This is a genomic window from Duganella sp. GW821-FHT07F09 (genome assembly GCF_059418705.1).
In genome coordinates this window covers 223,717-238,810 of the sequence record NZ_JBWKQJ010000002.1, presented here as the reverse complement: position 1 = coordinate 238,810, position 15,094 = coordinate 223,717, and the positions used below count along the sequence as shown (strand labels likewise).

The 15,094-nt window shown below is 58.5% G+C and carries 16 protein-coding genes, 1 tRNA gene and 1 pseudogene; 5 read left to right on the top strand and 13 right to left on the bottom strand.

The genetic code is table 11. From position 1 onward, the window contains the following. Positions 1 to 5: 5 nt before the first annotated feature. A complete protein-coding gene (locus AC07P1_RS06100) occupies positions 6 to 1,112 on the bottom strand; it encodes an XRE family transcriptional regulator (RefSeq protein ID WP_494694946.1) in 1,107 nt (368 codons plus the stop codon). Between the two features lie 401 nt (positions 1,113 to 1,513). On the opposite strand from AC07P1_RS06100, the pseudogene AC07P1_RS06095 reads away from it, so the two are divergent. Next, positions 1,514 to 2,752 (top strand): annotated as a pseudogene (locus tag AC07P1_RS06095) (IS3 family transposase). 150 nt (positions 2,753 to 2,902) lie between these two features. Here AC07P1_RS06095 and AC07P1_RS06090 read toward each other — a convergent pair. The 7 genes from AC07P1_RS06090 to petA all read right to left on the bottom strand — a co-directional run bounded on the left by AC07P1_RS06090 (position 2,903) and on the right by petA (position 8,357). After that, a complete protein-coding gene (locus AC07P1_RS06090; RefSeq protein ID WP_494694945.1) occupies positions 2,903 to 3,928 on the bottom strand; it encodes a DUF4365 and DUF1817 domain-containing protein in 1,026 nt (341 codons plus the stop codon). 193 nt (positions 3,929 to 4,121) lie between these two features. Continuing rightward, positions 4,122 to 4,197: transfer RNA gene (locus AC07P1_RS06085), tRNA-Thr, on the bottom strand. A gap of 26 nt (positions 4,198 to 4,223) precedes the next feature. Beyond that, a complete protein-coding gene (locus tag AC07P1_RS06080) occupies positions 4,224 to 4,706 on the bottom strand; it encodes a ClpXP protease specificity-enhancing factor (protein ID WP_494694944.1) in 483 nt (160 codons plus the stop codon). A 100-nt stretch (positions 4,707 to 4,806) separates the two neighbouring features. Next, positions 4,807 to 5,418: a glutathione S-transferase N-terminal domain-containing protein gene (locus AC07P1_RS06075; RefSeq protein WP_017877976.1), complete on the bottom strand. Its 612-nt coding sequence runs from the start codon at positions 5,416 to 5,418 to the stop codon at positions 4,807 to 4,809. 115 nt (positions 5,419 to 5,533) lie between these two features. Next, complete coding sequence (locus AC07P1_RS06070) at positions 5,534 to 6,298, bottom strand: cytochrome c1 (RefSeq protein WP_494694943.1); 765 nt, start codon at positions 6,296 to 6,298, stop codon at positions 5,534 to 5,536. Between the two features lie 34 nt (positions 6,299 to 6,332). Next, positions 6,333 to 7,745, bottom strand: coding sequence for a cytochrome b (locus AC07P1_RS06065; protein ID WP_494694942.1), 1,413 nt, complete (start codon positions 7,743 to 7,745; stop codon positions 6,333 to 6,335). Positions 7,746 to 7,748: 3 nt separating this feature from the next. Then, positions 7,749 to 8,357 (bottom strand): ubiquinol-cytochrome c reductase iron-sulfur subunit, encoded by a 609-nt coding sequence (petA, locus tag AC07P1_RS06060; protein ID WP_090325520.1) that lies wholly within the window; start codon positions 8,355 to 8,357, stop codon positions 7,749 to 7,751. A 370-nt stretch (positions 8,358 to 8,727) separates the two neighbouring features. On the opposite strand from petA, the gene mscL reads away from it, so the two are divergent. From mscL to AC07P1_RS06045, 3 genes are read left to right on the top strand one after another with little or no spacing between them, the layout of a single operon-like run. After that, positions 8,728 to 9,153 (top strand): large conductance mechanosensitive channel protein MscL, encoded by a 426-nt coding sequence (gene mscL, locus AC07P1_RS06055; protein ID WP_363499349.1) that lies wholly within the window; start codon positions 8,728 to 8,730, stop codon positions 9,151 to 9,153. A 47-nt stretch (positions 9,154 to 9,200) separates the two neighbouring features. Next, complete coding sequence (locus tag AC07P1_RS06050) at positions 9,201 to 10,376, top strand: Do family serine endopeptidase (RefSeq protein ID WP_494694941.1); 1,176 nt, start codon at positions 9,201 to 9,203, stop codon at positions 10,374 to 10,376. 9 nt (positions 10,377 to 10,385) lie between these two features. Then, complete coding sequence (locus AC07P1_RS06045) at positions 10,386 to 11,075, top strand: DUF2461 domain-containing protein (protein WP_494694940.1); 690 nt, start codon at positions 10,386 to 10,388, stop codon at positions 11,073 to 11,075. Positions 11,076 to 11,218: 143 nt separating this feature from the next. Here the strand turns inward: AC07P1_RS06045 and AC07P1_RS06040 are convergent, their stop codons facing one another. From AC07P1_RS06040 to AC07P1_RS06020, 5 genes are all read right to left on the bottom strand, one after another. Next, complete coding sequence (locus tag AC07P1_RS06040; RefSeq protein WP_494694939.1) at positions 11,219 to 12,262, bottom strand: NAD(P)H-dependent glycerol-3-phosphate dehydrogenase; 1,044 nt, start codon at positions 12,260 to 12,262, stop codon at positions 11,219 to 11,221. A 48-nt stretch (positions 12,263 to 12,310) separates the two neighbouring features. Next, positions 12,311 to 12,754 carry an SH3 domain-containing protein gene (locus tag AC07P1_RS06035; RefSeq protein ID WP_494694938.1) on the bottom strand — a complete coding sequence of 148 codons (444 nt, stop codon included), beginning with the start codon at positions 12,752 to 12,754 and terminating at the stop codon, positions 12,311 to 12,313. Positions 12,755 to 12,869: 115 nt separating this feature from the next. Continuing rightward, entirely contained in the window at positions 12,870 to 13,349 is a 480-nt protein-coding gene (gene secB, locus AC07P1_RS06030) for a protein-export chaperone SecB (protein WP_494694937.1), read from the bottom strand. Positions 13,350 to 13,507: 158 nt separating this feature from the next. After that, entirely contained in the window at positions 13,508 to 13,768 is a 261-nt protein-coding gene (grxC, locus tag AC07P1_RS06025; protein WP_494694936.1) for a glutaredoxin 3, read from the bottom strand. Between the two features lie 15 nt (positions 13,769 to 13,783). After that, positions 13,784 to 14,239, bottom strand: coding sequence for a rhodanese-like domain-containing protein (locus AC07P1_RS06020; RefSeq protein WP_494694935.1), 456 nt, complete (start codon positions 14,237 to 14,239; stop codon positions 13,784 to 13,786). 108 nt (positions 14,240 to 14,347) lie between these two features. Here AC07P1_RS06020 and gpmA point away from each other — a divergent pair, with 108 nt between their 5' ends. Further along, positions 14,348 to 15,094: a 2,3-diphosphoglycerate-dependent phosphoglycerate mutase gene (gpmA, locus tag AC07P1_RS06015; protein ID WP_494694934.1), complete on the top strand. Its 747-nt coding sequence runs from the start codon at positions 14,348 to 14,350 to the stop codon at positions 15,092 to 15,094.

The window sequence follows — 15,094 nt, the reverse complement described above, 5'->3', positions numbered from 1 at the left end:
ACCACTTATAAGTCAAATGGAGCGGAAAGTCCATGCTCTGCAAAAAGATCTTGCAGGTCGTCCACGGAAATCCTCAATAGCTGCGCAACGCGTCGTGTAGATACATGCCCCTCATCAATGCCCCATAAAATAGCGGAGACGAATCGCTTGCTGTACCGAGCTGGCAAATGTGAGGTGTTATCGTCCCCGTTCCCTCGCAGAAACTCATCCGCTACATCTGTCTTCTTTATAAGCCCCATATTTACGAGGCGCCACTTCAATGCGAGACCACTAACGCCAAAGTGGGATGCAAGCGCGCGAATCCAAGCAGCAAGCGCAACACCTTGTGGCATTGGGTTGCTTCCGATATAACTTTTGATTACCCTAGTTGGCATCAGAAGCCCCGCAGCAAAATTTTCTGCCAGCTGTTCCACACGTTTTTCGCCTTTATCAGTGGGAAGCGAAACAGACTCAACATGCTTTGGAGGCATTGTGTGCCATGTCAGAAGGTGGAATAGCTCATGCGCAAGGTCAAAAACTCTTCGGGAGGCATGCTCTCTTCGATTAACGATTACTGCATTGAGTTGATCCAGTTGACATGCCGCCCCCGAAACACCAGTAACTGTATCGACATACAGAACTAGGGTGTCCAGCTTTTCTTCCACGGCGGCAGCGAGGCGAGAAGACGGTGTGTCGCCCAACCCAAGGGCGGCCCCTATCGCCTCGCCCTCAGCCACTGCATCTTCGAATGTCGATTTTTGAGTAAGCGCAACTCGCTTCAATGAAGAGTGAATTGAGTCGCCCCGTACTCTCGCCAAATGCCTGAACGCGGCAATCCATTTCCCGGCGGTGTGCTCAAACTCAACAAGCTCTTGAGCATCCGCATTCGTTTGCCTCCAAGAAAACTTGCCTTCGCCTGCGAGTTCAAAGGGATCAGTAAAGTAATCCACTCCGACACCGAAAACTTCAGCGGCTCGGACCATTTCTTCGAATCCAAGCTTTCGATCGCCAGTCTCAATTTGCGACAGCGTCTGGCGATCTTTAAAGCCAAGAGCGTCGGCAAGTTGACTCTGCGTCATCTTGTTTTTGTCCCGCAACGCTTGCAGTCGAAAGCGGATTGCTGTCGAGTCCATTGAATACCCCCAAGTTAACCCCGGCATTGTATCTTGCATTCATCCACAACGCAAGATTATCTTGCATTCATGTGCTTTGCAAGAAAAATTCACCGGTGCGCATGTTTGGCGGTATGTGGTTCGCATGAGCTTCCTGAGCCGAGAAAAAGTGCGCAGTAGTGGGGGTTAGAAGCCCGTAGGCGCGGGCTCCGCCGGGACGACATGTGCGCTTTCCGTTTCAGACTGCATGACATTTCAAATCTTCCCCAAATCAAAAGGGGAAGTTAGATAAAATCCAAATTTGATTTTCGCAGCTAACAGTCGGTGTTTGTCAACGTAGTTGTCGCTTCATCTGGTAATCCCCCAGCAAATGATCGCGTTTAAAAGTAGAATTTTCCAAACTCAGATTTGGAAAGTTCTGCATGAAGACGTCCCGCTTTACCGATAGCCAGATCATCGCCATCCTCAAGCAAGCCGAGGGCGGCTCGCCAGTCCCTGAACTGTGCCGCGAGCACGGCATCAGCAACGCTACGTTCTACAAATGGCGCTCCAAATTCGGCGGCATGGACACCTCGCTGATGGCCCGCATGAAGGAGTTGGAAGACGAAAATCGTCGTCTGAAAAAGATGTACGCCGAGGAGCGCCTGAAGGCCGAGATCGTTGCGGAGGCTTTGGCAAAAAAGTGGTGAAGCCATCTCGCCGGCGTGAGATGGCGCGTCACTACGTTGAGGCCGGCCGCATGAGCGTCAAGGTCGCTTGTCTGGCCTTCGGCATCAGCCAAACCTGCTATCGCTACGAAGCCAAGCTGAACGCGCACAATGAGGTCATTGCCGATTGGCTGGTGCGGCTGACCACCAGTCAGCGTAATTGGGGCTTCGGACTGTGCTTCCTCTACCTGCGCAACGTGAAGTCGTTCAGTTGGAACCATAAGCGCGTCTACCGGATTTACCGCGAACTGGAACTGAACCTACGGATCAAGCCGCGGCATCGCCTTGTGCGGGAAAAACCATTACCGTTGGCCGTGCCCACGCAGATCAACCAGACCTGGTCGATGGACTTTATGCACGACCAACTTGCTGAATGCCGCAGCATCCGTTTGTTCAACGTGATCGACGACTACAACCGCGAAGGACTCGGGATCGAGGTCGACTTTTCGCCGCCCTCTGAACGGGTGATCCGATCGCTCGACAGGATCATTGAATGGCGAGGCAAGCCACTGGTCATTCGTTGTGCGATAACGGCCCTGAGTACATCAGCGCCGTAACGCTGGCCTGGGCCGTCAAGCGCGGCAAGGCCTGCACGGCCTTAAGCGCGCTGGAACACGCTCTGATTGCCCGCTTTGGCACGCTGGGCCGTGTGCCGGCGCCGTTCCTGCTGCGCAGTGACAACGGCTTGGTCTTCACCAGCCGCAGCTTCACGGCCCTGGTGCGTGGCTATGGCCTCAAGCAGGAGTTCATCACGCCGCACTGTCCGCAGCAAAATGGCATGGTGGAACGGGTAATCCGAACTTTGAAGGAACAATGCACGCACCGGCATCGTTTCGAGACATTGCAGCACGCCAGCCGCGTGATCGGCGACTGGATACAGTTTACAACCACAAGCGCCCGCACCAGGCGCTGCGGATGCAAACCCCGGCGGCTACTTTTGCATTAGCCGCGTAAGTTGAGCAGATTTCGTTGGGTCATTACAGACACCACGAGTACAAGATCCGTCTGTTGCTTGCTGTCTGTGCCTGCGGACCAAGAAGACGGCAGAAAATTTAGATTTATAGCCCACTGTATTCAATGTTCACGGGCGATTGTCGTTTAAATTTACAGAGTTTCAAAATCTTCGGGAAGATTAATTCCCGTTGCACGCGTGGTTCTGTAAGAGATGCGCTTATTTTCCTCAACCGACATGCCGAGCCATTCGGTCATTTCATTTAAGCCAGGAAACTGGCTAAACAGGAAATCACCAATTTCTTTTGTTGTTACTTCAATAGGTATTTTTTTGTGTTCGTTTGGTGTTCGTGAGCGAACCTCCACCGTGGTTAAGCATAGAGCTAATGCTTTAAGTGTTTCCGCACGTTCTCCCGTATAGGCAAAGAATAAAAGTTCAGGAAGTGCTGTCACTAGTACAGGTGCGAATCGTCGCATTTCCGGGATCTCGAACAATTCCCTCAGATCGCTGTCATAGCCATGGAAGCTTATTTCCACCTTTCCTTGGCAGTGGTAGGCAAGCTCTTTTGTACTACGTATCCGGTCAAAGAATCTTCGTATCGAAGTAACGTCAAGACTCTTTACTTCGTCGCGGGTAATGATGAAATGGATATGTTCATGAGTTACGAGAACTTCGTTGATGTTCCAAAAATCTTGCATCTCATCGAGAATGTCAGACGGAGGAGGAAGCAATGAAGAGATTCGTTGTTTTGCCCCATTTAATTTGTTTTCAAAAGGGATGGTAATTTTCCAATTACTGCCTGCTCTAGAAGTCGTCTCTGCGGCAAAAACGACCCAGTAAATGTCTTTCGTGTCCGGATGGCAAATTGTAATTAGGACAGGTGTCGGATAATTGGAGAGATAGTTAAAATGCTTCACTTCCCCTCTAAATACGTATCCCCACTGATTTTTTTCTTCAAAAAAAGATTTTCCATATTTGATTTGCAGGGCAAGTAGTTGCCCTGTCACGGTTCCATCTTCCAGAACAATATCCACTTGAGCGTCGATGCCAAAATCATGCTCTTGATGATTTCTCTTAAACAACCAACCAAACTCCTCATTGAACACGCGAGAAACTAGATCAACGCCACGGTCGCCTTTTTGTGCTGCCTTGCTGTACGTAGGGTATCCTCGGCTCATAAAAATCCAATTTGGTTGTTGTATGCTCGTGGTCCGCGCTGCCTGATCGACTCGAGCTCATCTCGCCGGCGGGGTCGGGTGAAAATTGAAATAGCTTTTGCACGCCAAGCGGTCGATGCCAAACTGGCGTTGACATTCCGTTGACACTTAACAAAGAAAAAGGGCTTACATCGCTGTAAGCCCTTGATTTTATTGGTGCCGACTGCCGGTTTCGAACTGGCCACCTGATGATTACAAATCAACTGCTCTACCAAATGAGCTAAGTCGGCGAAACTTGTACGGGGCAAATTATACGCTATTTAATCCGCGTCAGGGTGGGGCGCCCGCCCTTTTTGGGTGGGTCGTTGTCGTCCTGCGGGGCGCTTGGCGCCTCGTTTTTGCCCTCCGGCGCCGGCGTCGGCACGGCCGCCAAGGACGGTCCCGGCACGCTCGTCTCCTCGGCCTGCGGCGGCGCTTCGGTCCCGCCGGTCTGCGGTTCGAACGCCATGCCCTGGCCGTTTTCGTTGGCGTAGATCGCCATCACGTTGTTGACCGGGACGTAGATTTCGCGCGAGACACCGCCGAAGCGGGCGTGGAAGCGGATGCTGTCGTTGTCCATCTTCAGCCCCGACGTGGCGCCGAAACTGATGTTGAGGACGATTTCGCCTTTCTTCACATATTCCATCGGCACAGTGGTCGAGGCGTCGACCTTGACGGCCAGGTAGGGCGTGTAGCCGCTGTCGGTGCACCACTCATAAATGGCGCGCAGCATGTAGGGCTTGGTAGAGATTTCGGACATGGTATTCCAGACTACGGTAAAACACGGCACGCCCCCGGTTCAACACGGTGGGCGCGCCGATAATTTCAACTAAACATCGGCGTTTCCGCGATCGAACCGATCAGCGGCGCATGACCTTTTCCGACGGCGTCAGCGCTTCGATGTAGGCCGGGCGCGAGAAGATGCGCTCGGCGTACTTCATCAGCGGGGCGGCGGTCTTCGACAGTTCGATGCCGTAGTGGTCCAGACGCCACAGCAGCGGCGCGACGGCCACGTCGAGCATCGAGAATTCGTCGCCGAGCATGTACTTGTTCTTCAGGAACAGCGGCGCCAGGGTCGTCAGGCGGTCGCGGATTTCCGCGCGCGCCTTGTCGTGGCTCTTGTCGTTGCCCTTGGCGCGTTCGCTTTCGAGCACGTGCACATGGACGAACAATTCCTTCTCGAAATTGAACAGCATCAGGCGCGCGCGCGCGCGCATCAGCGGATCGGCCGGCATCAGCTGCGGATGCGGGAAGCGCTCGTCGATGTATTCGTTGATGATATTCGATTCGTACAGAATCAATTCACGCTCGACCAGAATCGGTACCTGACCATACGGATTCATGGTCGAGATATCTTCCGGCTTGTTGAACAAGTCGACGTCGCGCACTTCAAAGTCCATGCCTTTTTCGAACAGGACCAGACGGCAGCGCTGCGAAAATGGGCAGGTTGTACCCGAGTAGAGAACCATCATTTTTTGTAGTTCCTTAAAAACTAAGGGGGTGAACCCGCGAACGGATCACCCCGGATCGATCGCCCGCCAGCGGCGGGCATCGCAAAACAAGCGCCGGGCCAGCCGGCGCTCTCGATTATTTAACTTCTTTCCAGAACGACGCGTTCAGGCGCCATGCCAGCAAGACGAACAGGGACATGAACAATACCACCGCCACGCCCAATTTTTTGCGGGTCTGCGCCGCAGGCTCCGCCATCCACTCCATGTAACCGACCAGGTCGGCTACCGCGGTGTCGAATTCCAACTTGTTCATGCTGCCGGCCTTGACCTGCTCGAAGCCGGCGAACTGATGGATCGTTTTGGCCGGATCGTGCGGATCGGGCACCGTTTCCATCTTGATCTTTTGCACACCCTGCAACTCCCACAGCACGTGCGGCATCGCCACGTTTTCCAGCACGCGGTTGTTCCAGCCGGTCGGGCGGGTGTCGTCCTGGTAGAAATTGCGCAGGTAAGTATACAGGTAGTCACCGCCGGTACCGGCGCCCGACGATTTCGCCCGCGAAATGACCGACAGATCCGGCGGCACGACGCCGAACCAGACCTTGGCATCCTTCGGATGCATGGTGGTGGTCATCATTTCGCCGACCTTCTCGCCGGTGAACAGCAGGTGCGATTTGATCTGCTCCTCGCTCAGGCCCAGGTCCTTGAGGCGGTTGTAGCGCATCGATGAGGCATTGTGGCAGTTCAGGCAATAGTTGACGAACAGCTTGGCGCCATGTTGCAACGCGGCCATGTTGTTCGACCGGTCCGGTGCCTTGTCGAGCGCGACGCCGCCTTCGTTGGCGAACGCCAGGGCCGGCAGCAGGGCCAGCGCGGCGAGCAGTTTCTTTGCAAAATTCATGTCATGTCCTTTATATACTTTAGCCAAGGTACGGTCAGTGCGCGTGGAAGACGACGCGGTCGGGCACTTTTTTGAATGTGCCCATGGCGCTCCACCATGGCATGAACAGGAAGAAGCTAAAGTACAGCAGGGTGCACACTTGCGACACCAGGGTGCGGCCGTCGGTCGGCGCCAGGGTGCCGAGGTAGCCCAAGGTCAGGAACGACAGGAAGAACACGGCATACACATACTTGTGCCAGGTCGGACGGTAGCGGATCGATTTGACCGGCGACTTGTCTAGCCACGGCAGGAAGGCCAGGATCACGACCGAGCTGCCGAAGAACACCACGCCCCAGAACTTGGCGTCGAGGATCTGCGGCAGCATGCCGATGATGGCCACCAGCGCGATGACGGCGATGGCGATCTTCACCAGGCGCGGCAGGTTGGACTTGAGCCAGACGAACACCACGTAGGCGGCCACGAAGAACATCAGCACCCACATGAAGTCGGCGGTGGTGGCGCGCAACACCGAGTAGAACGCGGTGAAGTACCAGGTCGGGGCGATGTGCAGCGGGGTCTTCAGCGAGTCGCCCGGCAGGAAGTTGTTGTACTCGAGGAAGTAGCCGCCCATTTCCGGCGCGAAGAACACCACGGTGCTGAAGATCAGCAGGAACACCGACACGCCGAACAGGTCGTGCACCGTGTAGTACGGGTGCGACGGGATCGAGTCGACCGGGTGGCCGTCCGGGCCCAGGTTCTCTTTGACTTCGATGCCGTCCGGGTTGCTCGAGCCGACTTCGTGCAGCGCGATCAAGTGCGCGGCAACCAGGCCCAGCAGCACCAGCGGAATGGCGATCACGTGGAAGGCGAAGAAGCGGTTCAGGGTGGCGTCCGAGACGACGTAGTCGCCGCGGATCCACAGCGACAGGTCCGGTCCGATCAGCGGGATGGCGCCGAACAGGTTGACGATCACCTGGGCGCCCCAGTACGACATCTGGCCCCATGGCAGCAGGTAGCCGAAGAAGGCCTCGGCCATCAGGCACAGGAAGATGGCGAAGCCGAACAGCCAGATCAGTTCACGGGGTTTGCGGTACGAGCCGTACAGCAAGCCGCGCGTCATGTGCAGGTAGATGATGATGAAGAAGGCGGAGGCGCCGGTCGAGTGCATGTAGCGCACCAGCCAGCCCCACGGCACTTCGCGCATGATGTATTCGACCGAGCCGAAGGCCAGGTTGGCGTCCGGCTTGTAGTGCATGGTCAGGAAGATGCCGGTGACGATCTGCAGCACCAGCACCAGCATCGCCAGCGAGCCGAAGATGTACCAGAAGTTGAAATTTTTCGGGGCGTAGTATTTGCCCCATTGATCGTTCCACAGTTTGGTCAGGGGGAAGCGGTCGTCGACCCAGCCTAGTGCTTTTTGTGCCACCGGCGCGTTCGCCGGCAGTTTTGTCTCTTTGAAAGCCGCCATGATTTACGCCTCGCCTTTCTCGTCTTTGCCAATGACCAGCTTGTTGTCGCTCAAGAACATGTAGCGCGGAACCTGCAGATTGTCCGGCGCCGGCTTGTTTTTAAAGACGCGGCCGGCCATGTCGAAGGTCGAGCCGTGGCACGGGCACAGGAAGCCGCCCTCCCAGTCGTCCGGCAGCGACGGCTGCGGACCGGGGGCGAACTTGGACGAGGGCGAACAGCCGAGGTGGGTACAGATGCCGACGGCGACCAGGATGTCGGGTTTGCGCGAGCGCCATTCGTTGCGGGCGTATTCGGGCGTGAATTCTTCGGGATTGCGTTTGGACTCGGCGTCGGCGACCTTGCCGTCGGTCTTTTTCAGCGACGCCACCATTTCGGGGGTGCGCTTCAAGATCCAGACCGGCTTGCCGCGCCATTCGACCGTTGTCATTTCCCCGGGGTTGAGCGCCGAGATGTCCACCTCGACCGGCGCGCCGGCGGCTTTCGCCCGTTCCGACGGCTGGAAGGTGCTCACCAGCGCCCCCGCGGTTGCCAGACCCACTACACCACCCGCCGCGCCTGTTGCGACGAGCAAACCGCGACGGCCGGAATCGACCTGCTTTTCGTTACTCATACAAACCCCAATCAGTCAAAGTGCGAACAAAATCTGGAAACCGCGAACAAACCTGAAAACTGAAAACTTGATGAAGCACGAATGTAGCTTCTAGCAACCTTAAATTATAAGGTAACCGTGTAGCGAATTAAAGCAAAAACGTTGCCGTAACCCCAATTTGGGCGATTTGCGCACCATTTTGGGCTTGATTTTTAGCGGACTCTGCCCTATGAGGGCGCCCGGCCGTTTTGCCAATTGATATAGGTCAAACTTATAACGTAAATCGCTGTCCAAATGCGCGAACGGCAAGCGTGTTTGGAATCTAATTGAAAAAATAGTATGATCCACACGCGGTTTTGTTCACAAATGACCACATGTCGAGGATATAGAAATGGCAATGATGCAAGAATTTAAAGAATTCGCGATGAAGGGCAATGTGGTCGACCTCGCCGTTGGCGTGATCATCGGCGGCGCCTTCGGCAAGATCGTCGATTCGCTGGTGACCGACATCATCATGCCGCCGATCAGCAAGCTGTTCGGCGGGCTCGACTTCGCCAACTACTACATCGGCCTGAACGGCCAGGCGGCCGGCCTGAGCCTGGCGGAAGCCAAGAAGCTGGGCGCGGTGTTTGCCTACGGCAACTTCGCCACGATCCTGCTCAACTTCATCATCCTGGCCTTCGTCATCTTCCAGATGGTGCGGTTGATGAACCGCGCGCGCAACCTGCGCGAGCATCCGGTCGTGACGCCGCCGCCGGCCCCGCCCGCCGAGGACATCGTGTTGCTGCGCGAAATCCGCGACGCCCTCAAGAAATAATCAGGAATAACCACGGGACGCCGCCCGCCGGGCGGCAGATGCAAGCTATGCGACGACTCTGGTTATTGTTTGCGCAAACGGTGACCGTCGTTTTGGCGCTGTACTTTGTTTATGCGGCCGTGGGGCCGCAGGGCGGCGCGCCCGTGCGCCTGCAGCAGATGGGCAGCCCGGAGCGGCCGGCCGTGATGATGGAGGCGGGACCCGGCAAGGCGCCGGCGTCGGCCGTCGGTTCTTACCGGGCGGCGGCCGGGCGCGCGATGCCGGCCGTGGTCAACATCATCACCAGCAAAAAGCCCAAGCACCGCAAGCATCCGCTGCTGCGCGACCCCTTCTTCAAAAAATTCTTCGGCGACCGTGACCGCGACGGCGAGGGCGACGACGACGAGGCCAGCCTCGGCTCCGGCGTCATCGTCTCGGCCGAGGGTTACATCCTGACCAACAACCACGTGGTCGAAGCCGCCGACGAGATCGAGGTCGTGCTGGCCGACGGCCGCAAGGCCGCCGCCAAGGTGGTCGGCACCGATCCGGAGACCGACCTGGCCGTCATCAAGATCGCGCTCGACAAGTTACCGGTGATCGTACTGGGGCAGGCCGAGCAGGCGCAGGTGGGGGATGTGGTGCTGGCGATCGGCAATCCGTTCGGCGTCGGCCAGACGGTGACGATGGGCATCATCTCCGCGCTGGGGCGCAACAACCTGCACATCAACCATTTCGAGAACTTCATCCAGACCGACGCCGCGATCAACTTCGGCAACTCGGGCGGGGCGCTGGTCGACGTCACCGGCAACCTGCTGGGCATCAACTCGGCGATTTATTCGCAAAGCGGCGGCTCGGTCGGCATCGGCTTCGCCATTCCGGTATCGACCGCCAAGACGGTGATGGAGGCGATCATCAAGTCCGGCCACGTGGTGCGCGGCTGGATTGGCGTGGAAACGCAGGAGATCACGCCGGAGATGGCCAGCAGTTTCGGTCTCAAGCGCCAGAGCGGCGCCATCATCGCCGGCGTGGTGCGCCACGGCCCGGCCGACAAGGGCGGCATCAAGCCGGGCGACATCCTGCTGACGGTTGACGGCAAGCCGGTCACCGACACCAACGGCATGCTCAACCTCATCGCCCAACTGACTCCGGGCGAAAAAGCTAAAATGACGATCTTGCGCAAGAGCCGCGAAGCGACGATCGACGTCACGGTCGGCAAGCGTCCGGCCAGCGCCAAAATAAAGTAAACCCAACCCATGCATTTACGCGACCTGACTCAATTCCTCAAAGAACTGGCTGACAATAACAACCGTCCGTGGTTCATCATGAACAAGCCGCGCTACGACATTCTGCGCGAAGAATTCCTGCAGGTGGTCACCGAGATGATTGCCGGGGTCGGCAAGTTCGATCCGGCGGTCAAGTTCAGCAATCCGAAGAAGGCGATGTTCCGCATCAACCGCGACGTGCGTTTCGCGCATGACAAGAGCCCGTACAAGACGCGCTTCTCGGCGGCGGTGGCGCCGAACGACATGCGCCGGCCGAGCCAGACCGGCGGGCCGACGTACTACATGCAGATCGACGGGCAGGGCAGGCTGCTGTTCGGCGCGGGCGAGTACATGCCGCCGGCGGGACGCTTGAAGGCGCTGCGCCAGCACATGGTCGACGATGCCGCCGGGTTTAAGAAGGTACTGAAGAACAAGAAGCTGCGCCTGACGTTTGGCGATATCCGCGACGAGGGCAAGCTGATGCGGCCACCGAAGGGCTTCGACGCCGATCACGAGCACATCGAGTACATCAAGCTGAAGAGTTTCTTCGTGTGGACCGAGATCGACGTGCCGATGAACAAGCCGGAGTTGCTGGTGCCGTTGATCGTCAACGGATTGAAGGACGCGTTCCCGCTGGTGCAGTGGATGCGTGCAGCAAAAGAAGAAACCGTGGACGAGTAATTGGATTAACCACGGAGACACGTAGGGCGGATTAGGCGGAACGCCGTAATCCGCCAATGCGTGAGCCGTCGAAACGCATGCATGGCGGATTACGCTTCGCTAATCCGCCCTACGTGTCTCCGTGGTATCACGAATTTCTGTGGTCAGCGTTTGACCTTTTCATCGCGCGGATCGCGCGACAGCAATCTGGCCACCATCGCCTGCGGCTGGTCGCCGTCGAACAGCACGCCGGCCACGGCGTTTGTGATCGGCATGTCGACGCCCATCCTGGCCGCCAGCTCGCGCACCGCCTTCGAGCACGGCACGCCTTCGGCCACGTGCCCCAGCTCCTGCACGATGGTTTCCAGCGCCTTGCCCTGCGCCAACCCCAGGCCTACGCGCCGGTTGCGCGACAGATCGCCGGTGCAGGTCAAAATCAAGTCGCCCATGCCGGTCAGCCCCATGAACGTCTCGGTCTGCCCGCCCAGTGCGGTGCCCAGGCGGGTGATCTCCGCCAACCCGCGCGTGATCAGCGCCGCCCGGGCGTTCAATCCCAGTCCCAGCCCGTCGGCGACGCCGGTGGCGATCGCCAGCACGTTCTTGACCGCGCCGCCGACCTCCACGCCAACCAGATCCTCGCTGGAATACACGCGGATATTGCCGCCGTGGACGGCCGTCACGACGCAATCGCGCAGCGCCGCCGAGCTTGAGGCGATGGTCAACGCGCACGGCAGCCCGCGCGCCACTTCCTGCGCGAACGAAGGTCCCGACAAAGCGCCGCCGGCGACGCCGTCGCCCAGCACTTCACGCACGATTTGATGCGGCAGCAGGCCGGTGCCGTATTCGAAGCCCTTGCACAGCCACACCACATGCGACACCGCGTGCGGCTTGAGTTGCTCCAGCAGCGGACGCAGGCCCGCCACCGGGCAGGCGGCGATCAGCAGGCCGTCGGCGCCGGCCGCATGCGCCAGCGCGGCGTCGAAGCCGGCGGCGACTTGCAAACGGTCGGGGAAAGGATGGCCGGGAAGGTATTCGGTGTTCTCACGGGCCTCGCCCATGGCTTGCAGGGCGGCGCTGTTGCGGCCCCACAGCAGCACGTCGTGGCGCTGGGCCAGCGCGATGGCGACGGCGGTGCCCCAGGCGCCCGCGCCGAGCACGGTCACCTTGCGCACGCCGGGCGCCGCTTGTTTGGTTTGATTATCTAGCATGGGATCCCGTTCGGCGCCAATGTATGGGCCGTTGTTCAGATCCTGGGATTATATGCCCCAGATCTCGGCATTCTTGACGTAACCGACCAGGCCGTCGCGGTGACGCACCTTGATCCAGCCGCCGGCGGCCACTTCGGTCACTTCCATCAACACGCCCTTGTCGGCGGTGAAGACGGCGGCGGCGGCATCATCCGGCGTGGCGCGGACCTTCAGGTTGGCCACGCGCGCGATCACATTGCGCTTGGCGGTCAGGCCCTTGGCCTCGGTCCAGGCCATTTCGCCGTTGACGTCGCGCACCTTGAGCCATTCGCCGTAGGCCAGCACCACTTCGAGCGGCGCGCCGCGCGGCACGACAAACAGTTTGCCGCCCTTGGTCGACGGGGCGTCGTACAGCACCACGGGCGCGGCGCCTACCGTTTTGAAGTCGAACGCGTGGCTGCCCGCGGCGGCCAGCATCAGGCTCAAACCTGCGATCAAACGGGGAAATGTCATGGCTTACCTTGCTGATGGAGGACAGCGCGCGGGGCGCGGCTAGTCGGGTGAAACAGCCGCCGGACGAGCGCCCGGCGACGTTGCTACAGTATAACAGCGGAATGTCTCCGACTAATTAATGCGTGGTGGCGCTGTCGGCGGCTGGCGCTGCTGCGGCGGCGTCGGCCACGGCTTGCAGGCGCTGCTGGTAGAACACTTCGAAGTTGATCTCGGCCAGGTGCACTGGCGGGAAACCGGCACGGGTGATCACGTCGGCGATGTTGGCGCGCAGGTAAGGGTAGACGATGTTCGGGCAACCGATGCCCAGCAGCGGATCGAGTTGATCGGCAGGGATGTTGCGGGCTTCGAAGATACCGGCTTGCTTGCCTTCGACCAGGAAAGCGACCTTGTCTTTGACTTTGGCGGTCACGGTGATGGTGACGGTCGATTCGAAGATGCCGTCGGCCAGCGGCTCGGCGCCCACGTCCAGGGCTACTTCGATGGTCGGCGCTTCCTGTTCCAGGAAGATAGCTGGGGAATTCGGTTGCTCCAGCGACATGTCTTTCAGGTAGACGCGTTGGATTTGGAATACTGGTTGCAGGTTTTCTTCAGACATGGAACGCTTTCGTTATAGTGAAAACGAGCGGCACGGGCCGCTCAGATGATGTTGGCTTGGGATGGCCGAATAAAAGCCCAAATCAAACGCGAGGGCAATTGTATCAAAACCACTATCGATGCAAAGGATTTCCGCCCGCTCGTTGTATTTGGAGTCAGTTAGCCATTTAACAAGGGTGACAGACCGCCGGCTTGATCGAGCGCATACAAATCGTCGAAACCGCCGACATGCTTGTCGCCGATGTAGATTTGCGGCACGGTGCGGCGGCCGGTTTTTTGCATCATCAGCATCCGCTGCTCCGGGTCGAGGTCGACGCGGATTTTCTTCAGCTCGGTCACGCCCTTCGATTCGAGCAGGCGCTCGGCGCGGGTGCAGTACGGGCACACGGCGGTGGTGTACATGATCACTTCGGTCGTCATGATGCTTCCTTCCAATTATTTTGCCTGCGGCTTGGCCAGGGTCACCGATGGCTTAGCCGATGTCGCCGACGGCTTGGCCAGCGGCAGACCGGCTTTTTGCCATGCAGCAATGCCACCTTCCAGGTTCACCACGTCGGTGAAGCCGGCTTTGGACAGTTTAGCCGCAGCGGACGAGGCACGGGCGCCGGATTGGCAAACCACCACCACGCTCTTGCTCTTGAACTTGTCCAGTTCGCCGATCCGCTGGTCCAGTTCGGCCAGTGGAATGTTCTTCGCGTCCGGTAGGGAACCGTTGGCGAATTCTTTCGCGTCGCGTACGTCTACAATGGTGGCTTTGCTACGATTAATCAACATCGTCACGTCTTGCGGGGTGGCCCGTTTGCCGCGCTGGGTCAGCAGCGGCCACAGCAGCGCGCCGCCGGACAGAACGACGACGGCGATGATGAAAATATTGTCAATGAAGAATTTCACGGGGTTCCAATGGTTTAACTTAATCCGCGCATTATAAAATAGAAGCTGGAAGAGTTCTTAAAGCACTGGTAATCCCTCCGATTCACTCCTTTTTTGAAGATAGTCCACATGTACAAAATCGTATTCATGCGCCATGGCGAATCCACCTGGAACCTGTCGAACCGCTTCACCGGCTGGACCGATGTCGACCTGACCGAAAAAGGCGTGGCCGAAGCCAAGGCCGCCGGCAAGGTGCTCAAGGAATCGGGCTTCACCTTCGACCTGGCCTACACCTCGGTGCTCAAGCGCGCCATCCGCACCTTGTGGCTGTCGCTCGACGAGATGGATATGATGTACCTGCCGATCAAGAACGACTGGCGCCTGAACGAGCGCCACTACGGCGCGCTGCAGGGCCTCGACAAGGGCGAGACCGCCGCCAAGTACGGCGACGAGCAGGTGCTGGTATGGCGCCGCAGCTACGACACGCCGCCGCCGCCGCTGGAAGAGAACGACGACCGCGCCTCGTTCAACGACCCGCGCTACGCCGGCCTGGACAAGTCGCAGATTCCGCTGACCGAATGCCTGAAGGACACCGTGGCGCGCGTGATGCCGGCTTGGGACGAGGAAATCGCCCCGGCCATCCGCGCCGGCAAGAAGATCATCGTCTCGGCCCACGGCAACAGCCTGCGCGCGCTGATCAAGATGCTTGACGGCATCAGCGACAACGACATCGTCGGCTTGAATATCCCTAACGGCCAGCCGCTGGTCTACGAGCTCGATGCCGACCTGAAGCCGATCCGCCACTACTACCTCGGCGACGCCGACGCCATCGCGGCCGCACAAGCCGCCGTCGCCAACCAGGGCAAGGCCAAGTAA

Excerpts from the sequence above, each read along its gene's own strand:
- secB (WP_494694937.1), bottom strand. The coding sequence starts at position 13,349 with ATGTCTGAAGAAAACCTGCAACCAGTATTCCAAATCCAACGCGTCTAC.
- AC07P1_RS06035 (WP_494694938.1), bottom strand. The coding sequence starts at position 12,754 with ATGACATTTCCCCGTTTGATCGCAGGTTTGAGCCTGATGCTGGCCGCC.
- AC07P1_RS06045 (WP_494694940.1), top strand. The coding sequence starts at position 10,386 with ATGCATTTACGCGACCTGACTCAATTCCTCAAAGAACTGGCTGACAAT.
- petA (WP_090325520.1), bottom strand. The coding sequence starts at position 8,357 with ATGAGTAACGAAAAGCAGGTCGATTCCGGCCGTCGCGGTTTGCTCGTC.
- AC07P1_RS06100 (WP_494694946.1), bottom strand. The coding sequence starts at position 1,112 with ATGGACTCGACAGCAATCCGCTTTCGACTGCAAGCGTTGCGGGACAAA.
- AC07P1_RS06075 (WP_017877976.1), bottom strand. The coding sequence starts at position 5,418 with ATGATGGTTCTCTACTCGGGTACAACCTGCCCATTTTCGCAGCGCTGC.
- AC07P1_RS06080 (WP_494694944.1), bottom strand. The coding sequence starts at position 4,706 with ATGTCCGAAATCTCTACCAAGCCCTACATGCTGCGCGCCATTTATGAG.
- AC07P1_RS06065 (WP_494694942.1), bottom strand. The coding sequence starts at position 7,745 with ATGGCGGCTTTCAAAGAGACAAAACTGCCGGCGAACGCGCCGGTGGCA.
- gpmA (WP_494694934.1), top strand. The coding sequence starts at position 14,348 with ATGTACAAAATCGTATTCATGCGCCATGGCGAATCCACCTGGAACCTG.
- AC07P1_RS06050 (WP_494694941.1), top strand. The coding sequence starts at position 9,201 with ATGCGACGACTCTGGTTATTGTTTGCGCAAACGGTGACCGTCGTTTTG.
- grxC (WP_494694936.1), bottom strand. The coding sequence starts at position 13,768 with ATGACGACCGAAGTGATCATGTACACCACCGCCGTGTGCCCGTACTGC.
- mscL (WP_363499349.1), top strand. The coding sequence starts at position 8,728 with ATGGCAATGATGCAAGAATTTAAAGAATTCGCGATGAAGGGCAATGTG.
- AC07P1_RS06040 (WP_494694939.1), bottom strand. The coding sequence starts at position 12,262 with ATGCTAGATAATCAAACCAAACAAGCGGCGCCCGGCGTGCGCAAGGTG.
- AC07P1_RS06090 (WP_494694945.1), bottom strand. The coding sequence starts at position 3,928 with ATGAGCCGAGGATACCCTACGTACAGCAAGGCAGCACAAAAAGGCGAC.
- AC07P1_RS06070 (WP_494694943.1), bottom strand. The coding sequence starts at position 6,298 with ATGAATTTTGCAAAGAAACTGCTCGCCGCGCTGGCCCTGCTGCCGGCC.